The sequence below is a fragment of the Nocardia pseudovaccinii NBRC 100343 genome (assembly GCF_001613225.1).
In the GTDB taxonomy this organism is placed as follows: Bacteria; Actinomycetota; Actinomycetes; order Mycobacteriales; family Mycobacteriaceae; genus Nocardia; species Nocardia pseudovaccinii.
The window spans coordinates 1-14,937 of the sequence record NZ_BDBY01000003.1; the positions used below are offsets into that span (position 1 = coordinate 1).

At 66.3% G+C, this 14,937-nt stretch carries 15 protein-coding genes, 1 pseudogene and 1 riboswitch; of the genes and pseudogenes, 10 read left to right on the forward strand and 6 right to left on the reverse strand.

Going from position 1 to position 14,937, the window contains the following annotated elements; all coding sequences use genetic code 11:
• From NP3_RS48825 to NP3_RS00100, 3 genes and pseudogenes are all read left to right on the forward strand, one after another.
• Window positions 1–276 (forward strand): annotated as a pseudogene (locus tag NP3_RS48825) (hypothetical protein); the annotation flags it as partial.
• Window positions 276–1,013 carry an ESX secretion-associated protein EspG gene (locus NP3_RS00095; RefSeq protein ID WP_063036480.1) on the forward strand — a complete coding sequence of 246 codons (738 nt, stop codon included), beginning with the start codon at window positions 276–278 and terminating at the stop codon, window positions 1,011–1,013. The pseudogene NP3_RS48825 and the gene NP3_RS00095, both read left to right, overlap by 1 nt.
• 66 nt (window positions 1,014–1,079) lie before the next feature.
• Window positions 1,080–1,262: a hypothetical protein gene (locus tag NP3_RS00100; protein ID WP_063036482.1), complete on the forward strand. Its 183-nt coding sequence runs from the start codon at window positions 1,080–1,082 to the stop codon at window positions 1,260–1,262.
• A 195-nt stretch (window positions 1,263–1,457) separates the two neighbouring features.
• On the opposite strand, the gene NP3_RS00105 is transcribed toward NP3_RS00100, so the two are convergent.
• Window positions 1,458–2,048: a TetR/AcrR family transcriptional regulator gene (locus NP3_RS00105; RefSeq protein ID WP_063036484.1), complete on the reverse strand. Its 591-nt coding sequence runs from the start codon at window positions 2,046–2,048 to the stop codon at window positions 1,458–1,460.
• Between the two features lie 69 nt (window positions 2,049–2,117).
• On the opposite strand from NP3_RS00105, the gene NP3_RS00110 reads away from it, so the two are divergent.
• On the forward strand, window positions 2,118–2,867 hold the full coding sequence (locus NP3_RS00110) for an MBL fold metallo-hydrolase (RefSeq protein WP_063036486.1): 750 nt from the start codon (window positions 2,118–2,120) through the stop codon (window positions 2,865–2,867).
• A 272-nt stretch (window positions 2,868–3,139) separates the two neighbouring features.
• Here NP3_RS00110 and glyA read toward each other — a convergent pair whose 3' ends face one another.
• Both glyA and NP3_RS00120 read right to left on the reverse strand, forming a co-directional pair.
• Window positions 3,140–4,435 (reverse strand): serine hydroxymethyltransferase, encoded by a 1,296-nt coding sequence (gene glyA, locus NP3_RS00115; RefSeq protein WP_063036523.1) that lies wholly within the window; start codon window positions 4,433–4,435, stop codon window positions 3,140–3,142.
• A 114-nt stretch (window positions 4,436–4,549) separates the two neighbouring features.
• A riboswitch (ZMP/ZTP riboswitch) is annotated at window positions 4,550–4,634 on the reverse strand.
• 34 nt (window positions 4,635–4,668) lie between these two features.
• The gene (locus NP3_RS00120) at window positions 4,669–5,238 is read right to left on the reverse strand and encodes a TetR/AcrR family transcriptional regulator (RefSeq protein ID WP_063036525.1); all 570 of its coding nucleotides are present in this window, start codon (window positions 5,236–5,238) and stop codon (window positions 4,669–4,671) included.
• A gap of 175 nt (window positions 5,239–5,413) precedes the next feature.
• Between NP3_RS00120 and NP3_RS00125 the strand changes: the two genes are divergently transcribed.
• Window positions 5,414–5,860 carry a PaaI family thioesterase gene (locus tag NP3_RS00125; RefSeq protein ID WP_063036488.1) on the forward strand — a complete coding sequence of 149 codons (447 nt, stop codon included), beginning with the start codon at window positions 5,414–5,416 and terminating at the stop codon, window positions 5,858–5,860.
• Window positions 5,861–5,873: 13 nt separating this feature from the next.
• Complete coding sequence (locus tag NP3_RS00130; RefSeq protein ID WP_063036490.1) at window positions 5,874–6,323, forward strand: nitroreductase family deazaflavin-dependent oxidoreductase; 450 nt, start codon at window positions 5,874–5,876, stop codon at window positions 6,321–6,323.
• Between the two features lie 42 nt (window positions 6,324–6,365).
• Here NP3_RS00130 and NP3_RS00135 read toward each other — a convergent pair whose 3' ends face one another.
• On the reverse strand, window positions 6,366–7,562 hold the full coding sequence (locus tag NP3_RS00135; protein WP_063036527.1) for a hypothetical protein: 1,197 nt from the start codon (window positions 7,560–7,562) through the stop codon (window positions 6,366–6,368).
• A 177-nt stretch (window positions 7,563–7,739) separates the two neighbouring features.
• Between NP3_RS00135 and coaA the strand changes: the two genes are divergently transcribed.
• Window positions 7,740–8,672 carry a type I pantothenate kinase gene (gene coaA, locus NP3_RS00140; protein ID WP_063036492.1) on the forward strand — a complete coding sequence of 311 codons (933 nt, stop codon included), beginning with the start codon at window positions 7,740–7,742 and terminating at the stop codon, window positions 8,670–8,672.
• 3 nt (window positions 8,673–8,675) lie between these two features.
• Here coaA and NP3_RS00145 read toward each other — a convergent pair whose 3' ends face one another.
• The gene (locus NP3_RS00145; protein ID WP_245720739.1) at window positions 8,676–9,272 is read right to left on the reverse strand and encodes a hypothetical protein; all 597 of its coding nucleotides are present in this window, start codon (window positions 9,270–9,272) and stop codon (window positions 8,676–8,678) included.
• Between the two features lie 29 nt (window positions 9,273–9,301).
• On the reverse strand, window positions 9,302–10,090 hold the full coding sequence (locus tag NP3_RS00150; RefSeq protein ID WP_063824599.1) for an isoprenyl transferase: 789 nt from the start codon (window positions 10,088–10,090) through the stop codon (window positions 9,302–9,304).
• A 122-nt stretch (window positions 10,091–10,212) separates the two neighbouring features.
• On the opposite strand from NP3_RS00150, the gene trhA reads away from it, so the two are divergent.
• The 3 genes from trhA (at window position 10,213) to NP3_RS00165 (ending at window position 14,862) form a co-directional block, all read left to right on the forward strand.
• Window positions 10,213–10,902, forward strand: coding sequence for a PAQR family membrane homeostasis protein TrhA (trhA, locus tag NP3_RS00155; protein WP_063036531.1), 690 nt, complete (start codon window positions 10,213–10,215; stop codon window positions 10,900–10,902).
• A gap of 97 nt (window positions 10,903–10,999) precedes the next feature.
• Window positions 11,000–13,285: an MMPL family transporter gene (locus tag NP3_RS00160; RefSeq protein WP_063824601.1), complete on the forward strand. Its 2,286-nt coding sequence runs from the start codon at window positions 11,000–11,002 to the stop codon at window positions 13,283–13,285.
• Window positions 13,282–14,862 (forward strand): adenylate/guanylate cyclase domain-containing protein, encoded by a 1,581-nt coding sequence (locus NP3_RS00165; RefSeq protein ID WP_084507933.1) that lies wholly within the window; start codon window positions 13,282–13,284, stop codon window positions 14,860–14,862. The genes NP3_RS00160 and NP3_RS00165 overlap by 4 nt, the downstream gene beginning before the upstream one ends.
• Window positions 14,863–14,937 lie beyond the last annotated feature (75 nt).

Below are 14,937 nucleotides of genomic sequence, written 5' to 3' on the forward strand. Positions count from 1 at the left end.
GGTGCGCCGAACACCGGCGAGACTCCGAGTCCTGGCAAGTCGGTGCCGGGCACCACACCGGGAGCGACGACTGCTCAGCCGAGCACCAGCACGCCGAGTCGGGTGGGTGCGACAGCTACCGCCGGATACTCCGGGATGCTGCCGCCCGGCGCGCGGACCCGACGAGGCGAGGACGGTGAACACAAGTCGGCGAAGTACCTGCGCACCGAGGAGCACGGCGAGGAGCTGATCGGCGAAGTGGAGAAGACCGTGCCGCCCGTACTCGGGGCGCAATGATGACGCAGTGGACCTTGTCCGCCGAGCAATTCGCGGCGGCCTGGTTCGGCACCGGCCTGGATCGCATGCCCTTTCCGTTCCGCTTCACCAGCCGCTTTCCCGGACTCCATGAATATCGGGCCTACCAGCGGCAATTCCGCGCGGAGCTGGACCGTGCGGACAATGCGCCGCTGCAGCGTGCCATCGGGGTACTCGCAAAACCCGAGTGGCGCATCGAACTGTTCGGCATCGATAACACCCGCGGCGCGATCGAACTGCGCGCCATCGGGTGCGCCACCCGCACCGGACCGGGCGTCATCGCGCTGCAGGCCGCGGCTCCGGATGGCGGCAAGGTACGGCTGCGCCGCGTCCGCGTCGACCAACTCGCCACCGAACTGATCCGCCTGCTCCCCGATCCGCCACCCGGCACCGCGACCGAAAAGAGCTACCTCCTCGACGATCTCGACGACGACCGCCCCGACCCCTTCGGCAACTCCCCCTCCCGCGCCATCCAGGACCGCTACCGCCGCTTCTGGCGCCAACCCTGCGACACCAGGGGCACCGCCACCGTCCTGGTCGGCCCCCGCAATGCCGAACCCCTGCGCACCGGAAAACTCCGCTGGATCGACACCAAGGCCGGTCGCTACTGCGAAGTCCCCGCCAACCGCGCCCTCATGATCCGCCCCGCCACCAGCGCCGACATCACCCGCTACCTGGACGAGTCCATCGTCCGAGCCAAAGCCCGCGTCGATTCATAGGACTCGCGGGCGGAGCAAGATCTGGTCAGCGACGCGTTCGTAGGAACCGTCGGCACCGCCGCCGAGATGACCGAGGGGCTGGCACAGTCCCACCCGCTCTACGATGTCGAGGGCAATCTGCTCACCGACAGCGACACGAATACCTGCGGCGCCGCGACGACGACGGCCAACTGCGCGTACGTCGCGGCCGCCATCGACGAGATCGGAGAAGCTCGCCGAGCGGGCCGCCGAAAGGGTATTCAGCTCTGAATCCGGTTGTCGTCGAACCTGATCCGATCGACGACACGAGCCCGCCGCCGTGGCTGCCGTCCGGTCGACCCGAAATATGCTGCGGCCGAGGCGAACTCGATGAGCACTAGGCCATGAAGGTGCCGTATATCCAGTGGCTACCTCGCACAGGTCACACGGCATGGTCACTGGATGTGCGCCAGCACGATTGCCGGGCTACTTGCGGGCGGCGGCCAGGTGGGCGGATACGAGGGTGTCGAGGAGGATGTCGAGGTCCAGCCAGGGGAAGCTGGGGCGGTCTTGGCGCAGGGTGATCAGGCCGTGCATGGCCGCCCAGAGGCAGGTGGCGGTGGCGGTGGGGTCGGCGCTGCCGCAGGATTCGGCCGTCTCGGCGAGGAGTCGGAACAGCGGTAGACCGGGCATCCGGGCGTCGGCCGGTTCCCAACCGGGGGTGCCCGCCGTGCCGAACAGCACGCGGTAGTGGCCAGGGTTCCGTAGGCCGTATTCACAATAGGCGCGGCATATTTCGGTGAGGCGAGTGGTGCCGTCCGCCGACGACGCGACCGATAGGGCCGCGCGCAGTTCGGCGAAGCGGACCTCGTATACCGCGGTGAGCAACTCCTGCCGGTCGGCGAAGTGCAAGTACACGCTCTGCGGCGCGATACCTGCCGCCCGCGCGACCGCACGCAGCGATAGCGATTCCTGGCCGTCCAAGGTTTCCAGCAGGCGACTCGCCGCCGCCACGAGTTCCGCACGCAGGCGGCCGCCCTCGCCGCGGCGGTTGCGATTCCTAGCGTTCGCCGTCACCTTGACAGGTTAACAAGACAGGTGTCAACTGACAACTATCAGTAGACACTCGTCTTGTTAGGAAAGACCATGTCCGTCACCGTGACTCGCGTCGTCCGCGCCAGCGTCCTGCTCGACTTCGGCGGTGCCAGGATTCTCACCGATCCGTGGCTGTCCGAACGCCGCTTCTACTACCAGGGCGAGCCGCGCAGCATTGCCACCGCCGCCGATCTCCCGGAATTGGCGGGCATCGTGATCAGCCACGCCCACTACGACCACTGCGACCTGGGGGCACTGCGGAATTACCCGGATAAGAATGTGCCGTTCGCCGTCGTTCGCGGCCTCGCGAAACAGGTGCGCGCAGCCGGATTTCACAATGTCGTCGAGCTGGATCCATGGCAGACAACACATCTCGGCCCGGTCGAGGTGACCGCCACGCCCGCCAGCCACGGCATCCCCAAGGTCACCTTCGTACTGCGCGCCGACGGCCACAGCATCTTCTTCGGCGCGGACACCCTGCGCATCGCCGAGCTCGACGAAATCGCCGACCACTTCGAAGATCTGGATCTGGCCCTACTCCCCATCAACGGCCTGCGCATCCGTCCCGCCTTCAACCATCAGGTCGTCATGGACGCCGCCGAAGCCGCCGATCTCACCCGCGCCCTACACCCACGCCTCGCCGTTCCCATCCACTACGCCTTCACCAGCGGTTCCCTCGGCGACCGCCTGATGACCAAATCCACCCGCAACCGCCCCGACCTCTATCGCGATGCCACCGCCGACCTAGCCCCGGACACCACCGTCCGCATCCTCGAACCCGGCCACCCCCTGCCCCTCTGAACCATTGCACGCCCGGGTTGTTGCGCCCGCCGACTTTCTCGCTACCAGCCCGGGCGGGTGCGCATCTCATCGGACCGATGCACGGTCCGGCAACCGACGAACACGGCCAGCTGCCACCGCGCCGATCTCGATGCGGGCGCGACAGGAACCGCCCAGAAGTCCGGCGACGGAGCGGCTTTCGACCTCAGCTACAGACGAGTTCGCCTGGGAACCCACGCGCACCGACGACTACCGTTGGCGCACAGCCGGATTCCCAGGCGAATAAGAGGGACTCAGCCGAGCAGGTGCCAGTCCTCCAGGCCGTTGTAGAGCGGCAGGTCCCGGGCCAGCTTGGTGACGCGAGCGCGCAGCGCGTCGACATCGGAGCCCCCGGCCAGTGCGGTGGCGATGATGTCGGCGACCTCGGTGAATTCGGCATCGCCGAAGCCGCGGGTGGCCAGGGCTGCGGTGCCGATGCGCAGGCCGGAGGTGACCATCGGCGGGCGCGGGTCGAACGGAACGGCGTTGCGGTTCACCGTGATTCCGATTTCGTGCAGCAGATCCTCACCCTGCTGACCATCGATCTCGGAGTTGCGCAGGTCGACGAGCACCAGGTGCACGTCGGTGCCGCCGGTGAGGACGCTGATGCCCTTGTCCTTGACGTCCGCACCGCCGAGCCGCTCGGCCAGAATCTTCGCACCGGACAGGGTGCGCTCTTGGCGCTCTTTGAATTCGGCGCCCGCCGCGATCTTGAACGCGACGGCCTTGGCGGCGATCACGTGCATGAGCGGGCCGCCCTGCTGCCCTGGGAACACCGAGCTGTTGAGCTTCTTGGCGTACTCCTGCTTGGCCAGGATCAAACCGGAGCGCGGACCGCCCAGCGTCTTGTGCACGGTGGAGGACACCACGTCGGCGTAGGGCACCGGCGAGGGGTGCAGACCGGCGGCGACCAGACCGGCGAAGTGCGCCATATCGACCCACAACTTCGCGCCGACCTCATCGGCGATCTCCCGGAACGCCGCGAAGTCCTGATGCCGCGGGTAGGCCGACCAACCGGCGACGATCACCTTCGGACGCGAGCTGAGCGCGGTCTTGCGCAGCTCCTCCATATCGATGCGGTGATCTTCCTTGCTGACCCCGTAGGAGTGCACCTCGTAGAGCTTGCCGGAGAAGTTCAGCCGCATGCCGTGGGTGAGGTGTCCGCCGTGCGCGAGGTCGAGGCCGAGCAGCCGGTCACCCGGCTCCATCAGCGCCATCAGCACCGCGGCATTCGCCTGCGCGCCGGAATGCGGCTGCACATTGGCGAATTCGGCGCCGAAGAGTTCCTTGGCACGATCGCGGGCGAGGGTCTCGACGACATCGACGTGCTCGCAGCCACCGTAGTAGCGACGGCCCGGGTAGCCCTCGGCGTACTTGTTGGTGAGCACGCTGCCCTGCGCCTGCAGCACCGCGCGCGGCACGAAGTTCTCCGAGGCGATCATCTCGAGGGTGTCGCGTTCGCGGGCGAGTTCGCCTGCCATCGCGGCAGCGAGCTCCGGATCGAGCTCACCGAGGGATTGGGTATTGACAGAGGCGGTCGTCTGCGTCACCTGGCCGAGTCTATTGGCCGTCCGCGCCGCGCCGATCAGGGGGTTCTGTGTCTCGGTGTGCATCGCAACCTCCGTGGTCCGGGTGCCCAGGAGTGCGCACCCCAAGGCCCATGAGCCCGGCACCCAGGCGCGCGGTGCGGGGCGAGGGTGCTTCCCGGTGGTTGCTTCCACCTCGAGTGCGCCAGTCGCGGTCCAACCATCTTATCCGTGGGTCGGCGACGGCCCGAGACCCGTCAAGCCCCGGGTACGGCGGACCGCAACAAGGCGGTGAGGTGCAATTGCACATCGTCGAGTGGCCGGGTCGATTTCAGCGCCCGTGATTGGATGATCGCGCCCTCCAGGGCACTGATGACGAATCCGGCCAGCGACCGCGCCTCCTCGGCAGATAAACCCTTGTCGCGCAGCCCATTCGCGAGTTGGTCGGTCCAGTCGGTGAAGACGGTGCCCGCTGCGGCCTGCACCCGCGGTTCGGATTCGGCGAGAGCGGCGCCGACAATCGGACATCCCGTGGTGAACGCGGACTTTTCGAGAGCGCGCCGCCACCAGCCGACGAGCGCGGCGATCCATTGTTCGGCTGTTCCGGAGCCGGTGATCTTGTCGGTCACCGCGGCCAGACGTGCACCCGCCGTCTTGGTCGCGACCTCGACCAACTCGCTTTTACCGGATGGAAAGTGCTGGTAGAGCGAGTTTCGAGAGGCACGACCGCGTTCGAGCAAAGTGGCGAGCCCGGCGGCGTGCACGCCCTGTTCGCGCACCAGCTCGATGGCGCTCTCGATCAACCGGTCGCGTGGACCCAAGGTCATCGCCATCCTCCTCGCCCATGCTTGCGTGAACCGATCGGTCCATGTTGCAATCATGGCAGATATGGACCGATCGGTTCACCGAAAGGACGGGATTCATGAGCGAGCGCAGCGAGCGGAAGATCAACACAGCCGCCTGCGCGGTCATGACGGAGCCGAGCGCCAGCGAGGCGAAGTCATGAGCGCGCCGACCGATCTGTCGCAGCTGTCGGGACTCGAACTACTGCGCACCGCGATGACGACCGACTCGCGACGACCGTTTATCGGCGATCTGCTCGGCCTGGAGGTCGAGGAACTAGAGTTCGGGAAGGCGGTCTTCGGGCTGCGGACCCGGCCCGATTTCGCCAACCCACTCGGCACCACGCACGGCGGCATCTGCGCCACCCTGCTCGATTCGGTAATGGGCTGCGCGGTGCACACCACGCTCGACGCCGGTGTGGGCTACACCACGCTGGAACTGAAGATCAACTACATCCGCGCGGTACCCACCGACGGCCGTCGCCTGATCGCGACCGGGACCACCATCCACGTCGGCCGCACTACCGCGACCGCCGAGGGTCGCGTCGTGGACGACCAGGGCAAGTTGGTCGCACACGGCACCACGACCTGCGTCATCTTCCGCTGAAGGGAGTACAGCCATGACTCAACGCAGCACAGCCGCAGCGGCGCGCAAGTTCCGTCGGGAACGGCTCATCGGGCGCTATCTGGTCAACCCCGCTGTCGGACTGCTGGATCGAATCGGCATCCGTTCCTCGATAATCGCCGAGTTGGAGACCATCGGCGCCAAATCGGGTCAGCCGCGCCGCGTGCCGGTCACCGTTTCGATCGATGACGAGGGCGCGTGGCTGATCTCCCAGCACGGCCACCGCGCGGGCTGGGCCCGCAATATCGCGGCGAATCCGCAGGTCCGGCTGCGCCAGGGCAAGCGCTGGTACACCGGCACCGCGGCCTTCGTCCCCGATGACAATGTGGCCGCCCGCGCCCGCACCTTCGCCAAGGGCCACGCCGCCGAATCGGCCACGGCATGGACGATCAAGGCACTGGAATCCGACCCCATCTCGGTGCGCATCACCTTCACCACCGCCTGAGGATGCGTCCCTCGCCACCGGTTCCACGGGGGTCGTCCAGAGTCACATGGTGCGAAGAGCTCCCGGGGTGAGTGGTTCGTCGAGGAGGCGGCGGAAGCGGTCGGCGCGGTCGTCGGCGTCGACGGCGCGGTCCAGCCAGCCGCCGAGCAGGCGGTAGCCCTCGACGTAGGTGCTGATGTAGGCGCGCCAGAGGGGCGAGGACAGGAAGCGCAGGGATTGGCGGGCGCGTTCCTGAGTGGTCAGGCTCCAGCGCTGCAGGAATTCGGCGACCTCGTCGGCGTCGCGGCGCCGATCGTGCAGCAGCAGCGCGGCATCCTGCCTGACTCCGAGCAATTCGGCCGAGGCATTCGAAAGCTGTTCGGCGCGTTCACCTTCGAAACGCAGACCCAGATCGGCGTAGATCTCCTGCGCCCATTTGCCCCAGCCGGATCCGACGATCGAGCGCAGCGCCAGATCCGCCAGCCCCTCCGCCATCAGGCACTGCGGGGTATTCACCAGGAACAGCGTCTGCTCGGCCTGCCCGTTCGCGACCAGACCGGCCTCCTTGCGGCAGTGCTCGGTGTGATGTCCGGGATAGGCCTCGTGCGCGATGAGGCCGGGCAGATGCGCCATGTGCTGTTTGAGATCGGAGTTGATCGCCACCCGGGAGTGGTAGTTGCCCAGGTAGTAATTGAAGCCGGACCAGGGCTTATCCCCCACCACCTCATAGCTGACGTGCTCGTGGTCGGGCAACGGATAACGCTCGCGCACCCGTTCTCGCAACGCACTCGAGAACGCCTCGACGCAGACACTCAACCGCTCCGGCGGAATCTCATCGGCCTTGCGGAATGCGGTCACCCGTTCGGCGAGCGGGCCGTCACCGGGCAGCACCTCGTCCATCTGGCGGTGCGCGTCGCGGTAGTCCTCGACATCGCCGGGTGCGATATCGACATCGAAGTACGCGCGCACCTCGTCGACGAACCCGATGTCGTCCCCGGCGAACTTGCGACCGGAGCATTCCAGCGCGCGCAGATGCACATCGAGGAATTCGGTGCGCTGCCGCGGCAATCCGGCCGCGGGCAGTTCCGCACGCAATGCCGCCGCCCGCCGCGCCAACTCGCGCGGCTCGGGAGCGGGCGCGTTCTCCACCTCGCGACGCAACGCCGGATCGCCGGTATAGGCGTCGACGAAACCTTCCTCCAGCCGGTCGAATGCCAAGCCGAGCCGCAGGTACTCGGTCACGAGGGGATGCGCTTCCATGTCCGCCGACATTAGCCGCTGAAGGCCATGTCATCGACCGGTTACCACCCGGTATCGGCACCCCGCTTTTCACACGATGTTGACGCAGAGCAGAATTCGGCTATGCGAGAGCTGGACCGAATCTCATACAGTCGGCGCGCGACGTATGCGTGTTTGCCTGAACGGAGTGTCGGGTAAGTGGCACGAATGAGCGAGCCGAGTCCCTATGTGGAATTCGACCGGAAACAGTGGCGGACCCTGCGTAAGTCGACTCCCCTGGTGCTCACCGAGGAAGAACTGATCGGACTTCGCGGCCTCGGCGAACAGATCGATCTGGAAGAGGTCGCCGAGGTCTACCTCCCGCTCGCTCGTCTCATCCACCTGCAGGTCGCCGCACGTCAGCGGCTGTTCGCCGCGACCGCGACCTTTCTCGGGGACACCCATCCAGACCAGCAGGTGCCATTCGTGATCGGTGTCGCGGGCAGTGTCGCGGTCGGAAAATCCACCACCGCCCGCGTACTACAGGCGCTGCTCGCGCGGTGGGATCACCATCCGCGTGTGGATTTGGTCACAACCGACGGATTCCTATATCCCACCGCGGAACTGAACCGGCGCGGCATCATGCATCGCAAGGGTTTTCCGGAAAGTTACGACCGCCGCAAACTACTGCGCTTCGTCACCGAGGTGAAATCCGGTGCGGCCGAAGTATGTGCGCCGGTGTATTCACATATCTCCTACGACATCGTGCCGGGCAAGTTCCACTGCGTGACTCAACCCGACATTCTCATCGTGGAGGGTCTCAATGTGCTGCAGACCGGTCCGCGGTTGATGGTCTCGGATCTGTTCGACTTCTCGATCTACGTCGACGCTCGCATCGAGGACATCGAGAACTGGTATGTGCAACGGTTTCTCACGCTGCGCGAGACCGCGTTCGCCGATCCGAACGCGCATTTCCACCACTACGCGGGCTTCACCGACGACCAGGCGACGGTCGCCGCGAAGGAGATCTGGGACTCCACCAACCGGCCGAATCTGGTGGACAACATCCTGCCCACCCGTCCGCGCGCGACGCTGGTACTGCGCAAGGACGCCGACCACAGCATCAACCGGCTGCGGTTGCGCAAGCTCTAGCCATCACAGCTTCCAGGCCGCGTCCAACCGGGCGGCGACATCGATATCGCGCACCGCGGCGATATGCGGTTTGCGGATTTCGGTGGCGAGATAGCGCGCGACGAAGCGCCGGATCTCGTGGTCGACGCTGGCCAGGATGCGCAGCAGCTGCCCGCGTTTGGTGGCGGTGGCCACATTGATGCGAACATCGCTGGGGCGCGGTTCGGCGATATCGATGACGACCCGCAGCGGCTCCGCGGTGCGCACGGTCAAGTGCAGGTGGATATTGCCGTCGACGTGGAAGCGGTGCCGGTCGACGGCGAGATCGAGCAGCAGATCGACATCGAGCGGAATGACCAGCTCGAAGGAGATGACCTCGTCGACGTACCGTTGCAGCTTCGGCTCGCCGAGTCGCACCTGCGCGGCGACCTTCGCCAATTTGGCGGGCCCGACGCCGATCGGGCCGAAATCGAAGGCGGCGCCGGTCAACTGGGCGAATGCACCCGAGATGCGCTGTTCCGATGCGGCATATTCCAGGAAGCGCCGACCGAATTCCGCATAGCCGATGTAGGACATCTGCTCCCCCTTCGGCCCGGGCACAGCACTCGTCGACTCGTCCACAAACCGGACGGTACGCGAATGTCCTTGCGTCAGATACCGAAGCGGCGATGTCGAGCGGCGTAGTCGCGCAAGGCGCGCAGGAAGTCCACCCGTCGGAATTCCGGCCAGTACGCCTCGGTGAACCATATTTCCGAGTATGCGCTCTGCCACAGCAAAAACCCGGAAAGACGCTGCTCACCGGAGGTTCGGATGACCAAGTCGGGATCCGGCTGGCCGGAGGTGTAGAGGTGCTGGCCGATGGAGTTCACGGTGATCGACTGGACCAGATCCTCCCCGGTCTCCCCCGCCGCGATCTCCTGGCGGACCAGCTTGCGGACCGCGTCCGCGATCTCCTGCCGACCGCCGTAGCCCACCGCGACATTCACGTGCACACCGTCGCGTCCAATGGTGCGTTCGGCGGCGGTGCGCAGCCGCTTGGCGACCAACTCCGGAAAGCCGTCGAGGGTGCCGACGATGCGCACACTCCAGTTCTGCTCCGGTGCGGACAGCTCCTCGACGACATCGGTGATCACCTCGAACAGGGTCTCCAGTTCGTCGGGATCGCGCTGCAGATTCTCGGTGGACAGCAGATAGACGGTCACCATCTCGATGCCCTCGTCCGCACACCAGCCGACCAGTTCGGCGATTTTCAGCGCACCGACCCGATGCCCGTGAGTCACATCGGTGAAACCGTTTTCTCTGGCCCAGCGCCGATTACCATCGCACATCACCGCGACGTGCCGAGGATGTTGTTTGCCGGCCAGCTGCTTGGACAGCCGCGCCTCGTAGATGCGGTATGGCAAACCACGCACCTGACTGGGAAGCTCCACGGCGACCAACCCTACGCCTCAGCGGCGCGATCCCGGCATCGACTGCGGTTCCGGGTACAGTGACGATACGACACAACTTACGGCACCGTAGGTTACCGGCTAGTATCACCAGGAGGTAACTCGTGTCCGAAATGGTCGGCGCGACCGATGCGACACCGGTCGCGATCCCGGGCACGTCAGCACTGCTCAAGCCGCGGATGCGGGGCTGGATTCACACCTGGGCGGTCGGCATCGCGGCAATCGCGGTGCTCGTTCTGGTCTCGAAGGCCGCGAGCGTCTCGGCGACGGCAGGCTGGTCCACTCTGGTCTACGGGCTGACCGTGTGCGGGTTGTTCGGCATCAGCGCCGTCTACCACCGGGTGACCTGGGCCACCGCGAAGGCACGCGTCCAGATGAAGCGGGCCGATCATTCGATGATCTTCCTGTTCATCGCGGGCAGCTATACGCCGTTCGCACTACTCGGCCTGCCGGGACGAACCGGCCAGATACTGCTGCTGGTCGTGTGGCTCGGCGCGCTGGCCGGTGTGGCGCTGAAACTGTTGTGGCCGACCGCGCCCCGATGGGTCGGGGTGCCGCTGTATCTGCTGCTCGGTTGGGCGATCGTGCCGGTGGCGGGGCAGCTCAATACGAATATCGGCATCGCACCGCTGATCCTGCTGCTCATCGGCGGTCTGATCTACAGCGGTGGCGCGATCCTCTACGCGACCAAATGGCCGAACCCGTGGCCCACGGTCTTCGGCCACCACGAGTTCTTCCACGCCGCGACGGTGCTCGCCGCCCTGTGCCACTACGCCGCGATCTGGCTGGTCGTGCTGCGCTGAGTGCATCCGGGTAGCCGAAACATCGCGGGCATGCCGAATTACCCTTTGCGGCAATAGAGTTGGGGACGGATGCGGATCCGGAAAATTGCGGGGCGATATGGCACAGCAGACGATCGAGACCGGTAGACAGCAGGCGCGACGCGAGCAGGGCATCGGCTACCGCTGGGGCGTGGCGATGGCACGGCACCGACGGATCGTCGTCGCGGTGTGGCTGGTGCTGATCGCCGCGTGCGCGGTCGCCTACCCACAGCTCAACGGCCGCTTGGAGGCCATGGAATTCCACGCCGACAAAGCGGAATCGACGCGGATCACCGAACTGCTCGCCGCGCACTATCCGGATATGGGAGCCGAACAGCTTGCGCTGGTCTTCGATTCGGAGCAGCGGACCGTCGATGATCCGGCCTACCGGGCGATCGTGGAGCGGGCGGTCGCGAATCTGCGCGATGTGCCCGGGGTGCGGCTGGCGGTCGGCCCGTTCCAAGGGGATCAGAAGTCGCAGATCTCGGCGAGCAGGCATGCGGCGCTTGCCGTCGTCGGGTTCGACGGCACGATTCCGCAGCGCGCAGAGTTGGCCGGTGAGCTGCAAGAACGTGCAGGACAGTGCTCCGGGGACGGAGTGACCGTCGGGCTCACCGGCTTCTCACCCGTGCTGCGCGATCTGATGGAGATCGAGGTGGCCGATTCCGGCCAGGCCGAGGCGCTGGGCCTGCCGGTGGCGTTCGTGCTGCTCATCCTGGCGCTCGGCACAGTGGTCGCCGCGTTGGTGCCGGTCATGGTGGCGTTGAGCGGGCTGTTGCTCGCGTTCGGCGGACTGTTTCTGCTTTCGCATGTGATGGCGACCAGTTCGCTGTTGCTGGCCGTCGCGACCATGATCGGCACCGGCATCGGGCTGGACTATGCGATGTTCGTGGTCAGCCGGTTCCGCGAAGAGCTCGCGAAGCCGGGCGGCAGTTCCGCGGCCGGTGTGGCGCATGCCTGCGGGATCGCGATCGCCACGGCGGGTAAGACGATCGTCGCCTCGGGCTTCATCGTGATGATCTCGCTGTGCTCGCTGGTGGTGGTGCGCGCGCCGGTGTTCCGCGGTATCGCGGTCGGCGTGGTGATCGCGGTCGTGGCCACGCTGATGGTGGCGCTGACGCTGCTGCCCGCGGTGCTGGCGATGCTCGGCTCGCGGGTGAATCGTGGTGCGCTGCCCGCGCGGTGGCAGCCGTTGGAGACCCGGCCGGGATCGGATGCCGATCCGGCGAGCGGGCGGTGGGCCCGGTGGAGTCGGATCGTGATGGCACGTCCGGTGGTATTCGGTATCGCGGCCACGCTGGTATTGCTGGTGGCGGCCGCGCCGCTGACCGGAATTCGCTACGGCATGGATATGGGCACCGCGGCGATGGGCGACACCACGTCCGGCAAGGCGAGCAAGGTCGCCTCGGAGAATTTCGCGCCCGGACTGCTCGCGCCGATCACGATCGTGGTGACCGGTGCCGGTGATACGCCGCTGAACGCCACGGCGACCGGCGAGGTACAGAACTTCCTGACCGTACTCCGCTCAGATGAGCGCATCGAACAGGTGCTGCCGATCCAGCGGGACGGCCGGATCTTCGCGATGGTGGTCGCGAAGACCGCATTCGATTCCGCCGAGGCCGATCAACTCGTCCGCGAGATCCGCGACCGGGCCACCGCACTGCCCGGTGACGTACTGGTCGGCGGTCCGACGGCGGAGTTCGCGGATATGTCCGACGAGATCACGGGGAAGCTGCCACTGGTCGTCGCGCTGGTTCTATGCTGCTCGTTCGTGTTCCTCATTGCTGCCTTCCGCAGCATCGCGCTACCGATCAAGGCAATAGTGATGAATCTGCTGGCCACCGGCGCAGCCCTCGGCATCACCGTTGCGGTGTTCCAGTGGGGCGTCGGCGAGTCACTGCTCGGATTCCACAGCACCGGATTCATCCAGGTATTCCTGCCCACCATGGTCTTCGCGATTCTGTTCGGGCTGTCGATGGACTACGAGGTCTTCCTGATCCGCCGGATCAAGGAGTTCTGGGAGCACTCCGCGCGCACCGCGGCCGATAACGAATACGCCGTGGCGGCCGGGCTCCAGCACACGGCCCGCCCGATCAGTGCGGCGGCGGCCATCATGGTGGTGATCTTCGGTAGCTTCCTGACCGCCAGCGTGCTGGAGCTGAAGGAGGTCGGGCTGGCGCTGGCAGTGGCCGTAGCGATCGATGCGGCACTCGTGCGATTGGTCTTGGTGCCCGCGCTGATGAAGCTGTTCGGAACCTGGAACTGGTGGCTGCCCGGCTCGGGGACGCCCGTGCGCGTCGGGGTTTCGGTGCGCGCGCAGGCACCGGCGCAGGCGGGCTCCGCTCCGGATGTCAGGGCACCGTGATCACCAAGCTTGTTGTTTGGGCGCTGAAGGCGCGGTGGGGGCTGGCGGCGGTGGTGATCGCCGCGAACCTCGGTGGCCTCGGGGTGATCGTGACCGAGCTGTGGCTCAGTGGATTTTTCGGCCGGATCGGGGATGACTGGCGGCGCATCATCGGGCTTGCGTCGATCTATCCGATGGTGGGTTTCCTGGCCGGAGTCGGGCTCGCCGTGCGCGATCGGACCGTGTATTTCGGGTGGCTCGACGACGGGCGCAAGCCGACCGTCGACGAGGCGCGACGACTGCTGCGCCTACCGATCGCGATCACCACCCGAGCACTGGCGATATGGCTGCCCGGCGTGATCGTCGCGGCCTCGATGCTCTCGCACCTGGCCGCGCACAACAGTGCGGCGGTGACGGTGGCCCTGTTCACCCTCGGCGCACTGCAATCGGCCGGATTCACCTTCCTGATCGTCGACCGGCTGATCCGCCCGACCATTCCGGTGGTTTCCGGGGTGCTCGGCCCGACCGCGCACTGGAGTTCCTCGGTGCTGATGCGGGTCGTGATGACCTGGGCGGTGGCAGGTGCGATGCCGCTGCTCATGCTGATCACGGTGCTCGCCGATCCGGCCTCCGGGGCACCGGACCGCGTCCGCGCCGCCATCTACCTCTCCATTGTCGGCATCGGATCCGGTGTGCTGGCGACCGCGATCCTGGCCCGTTCGGTCGCAACGCCGATGCGCACACTGCGGCGGGCGCTCGATCGGATCACCAAGGGCGAGTTCGATGTTCGGGTTCCCGTCGGCAGCACCAGCGAGATCGGGCGGCTGGAGAATTCGGTCAATGAACTCGCCGCCAATCTGTGTGAACGTGAGCGGATGCGGGTGGTATTCGGCCGTCACGTCGGCACGGAAGTCGCCGAGCGGGCATTGGCGGGCGGGGTCGATCTGACCGGAGATGTGCGCGAGGTGTCGGCGCTGTTCGTCGATGTCACCGGATCCGTCGAGCTGTCCAGCGGTCTGACGCCGCACGATTTCGTGGCCAAGCTCAATCGACTGCTCGCGATCGTGGTTGCGGCGACCGAGGAGAACAACGGCCTGGTCAACAAGTTCGAGGGCGATGCGGCGCTGTGCATTTTCGGTGCGCCGATCGCATTGCGCGACAATGCGACACCTGCGCTGCGGGCCGCACGGCGCATTCGCGACGAGGTCACGGCCACCGGTGAACTCGATATCGGCATCGGCGTCGCACGTGGACGGGTATTTGCCGGTGATATCGGCTCCGATACGCGGTTGGAGTACACGGTGATCGGCGATGCGGTCAACGAGGCGGCCCGGCTGACCACCGAAGCGAAAGAGGTGCCGCGCCGAATCCTGGTGAGCGGTGCGATCATCGAGGCTGCGGCCGAGCACGAGCGCGCCAAATGGGTTCGCTACGACAACATTCTGCTGCGTGGCATGCCCGAACCCACCACCTGTTGGACCGACGTGGAGGCCAACCCGACTTCCAAAGGGATGGAACCCGGTACCGATGCGGCCGCCATCAGCGCGATCGCCGAAGTACGAACGACGACAACCGAATCCCCGTCGCAGAAGCACTGAGCGCCGGGGCGGGCAGCCCGCGTTCGACATGCACCTGCGCCTGGCGAGCAAGCTGCGCTCGGCGGGCAAACTCTG

Bases quoted from the DNA above. Each gene is read 5' to 3' on its own strand.
- NP3_RS00095 (WP_063036480.1), top strand. From the start codon at position 276: ATGACGCAGTGGACCTTGTCCGCCGAGCAATTCGCGGCGGCCTGGTTC.
- NP3_RS00100 (WP_063036482.1), top strand. From the start codon at position 1,080: ATGACCGAGGGGCTGGCACAGTCCCACCCGCTCTACGATGTCGAGGGC.
- NP3_RS00110 (WP_063036486.1), top strand. From the start codon at position 2,118: ATGTCCGTCACCGTGACTCGCGTCGTCCGCGCCAGCGTCCTGCTCGAC.
- NP3_RS00120 (WP_063036525.1), bottom strand. From the start codon at position 5,238: ATGACCTTGGGTCCACGCGACCGGTTGATCGAGAGCGCCATCGAGCTG.
- NP3_RS00125 (WP_063036488.1), top strand. From the start codon at position 5,414: ATGAGCGCGCCGACCGATCTGTCGCAGCTGTCGGGACTCGAACTACTG.
- NP3_RS00130 (WP_063036490.1), top strand. From the start codon at position 5,874: ATGACTCAACGCAGCACAGCCGCAGCGGCGCGCAAGTTCCGTCGGGAA.
- NP3_RS00135 (WP_063036527.1), bottom strand. From the start codon at position 7,562: ATGGAAGCGCATCCCCTCGTGACCGAGTACCTGCGGCTCGGCTTGGCA.
- trhA (WP_063036531.1), top strand. From the start codon at position 10,213: ATGGTCGGCGCGACCGATGCGACACCGGTCGCGATCCCGGGCACGTCA.
- NP3_RS00160 (WP_063824601.1), top strand. From the start codon at position 11,000: ATGGCACAGCAGACGATCGAGACCGGTAGACAGCAGGCGCGACGCGAG.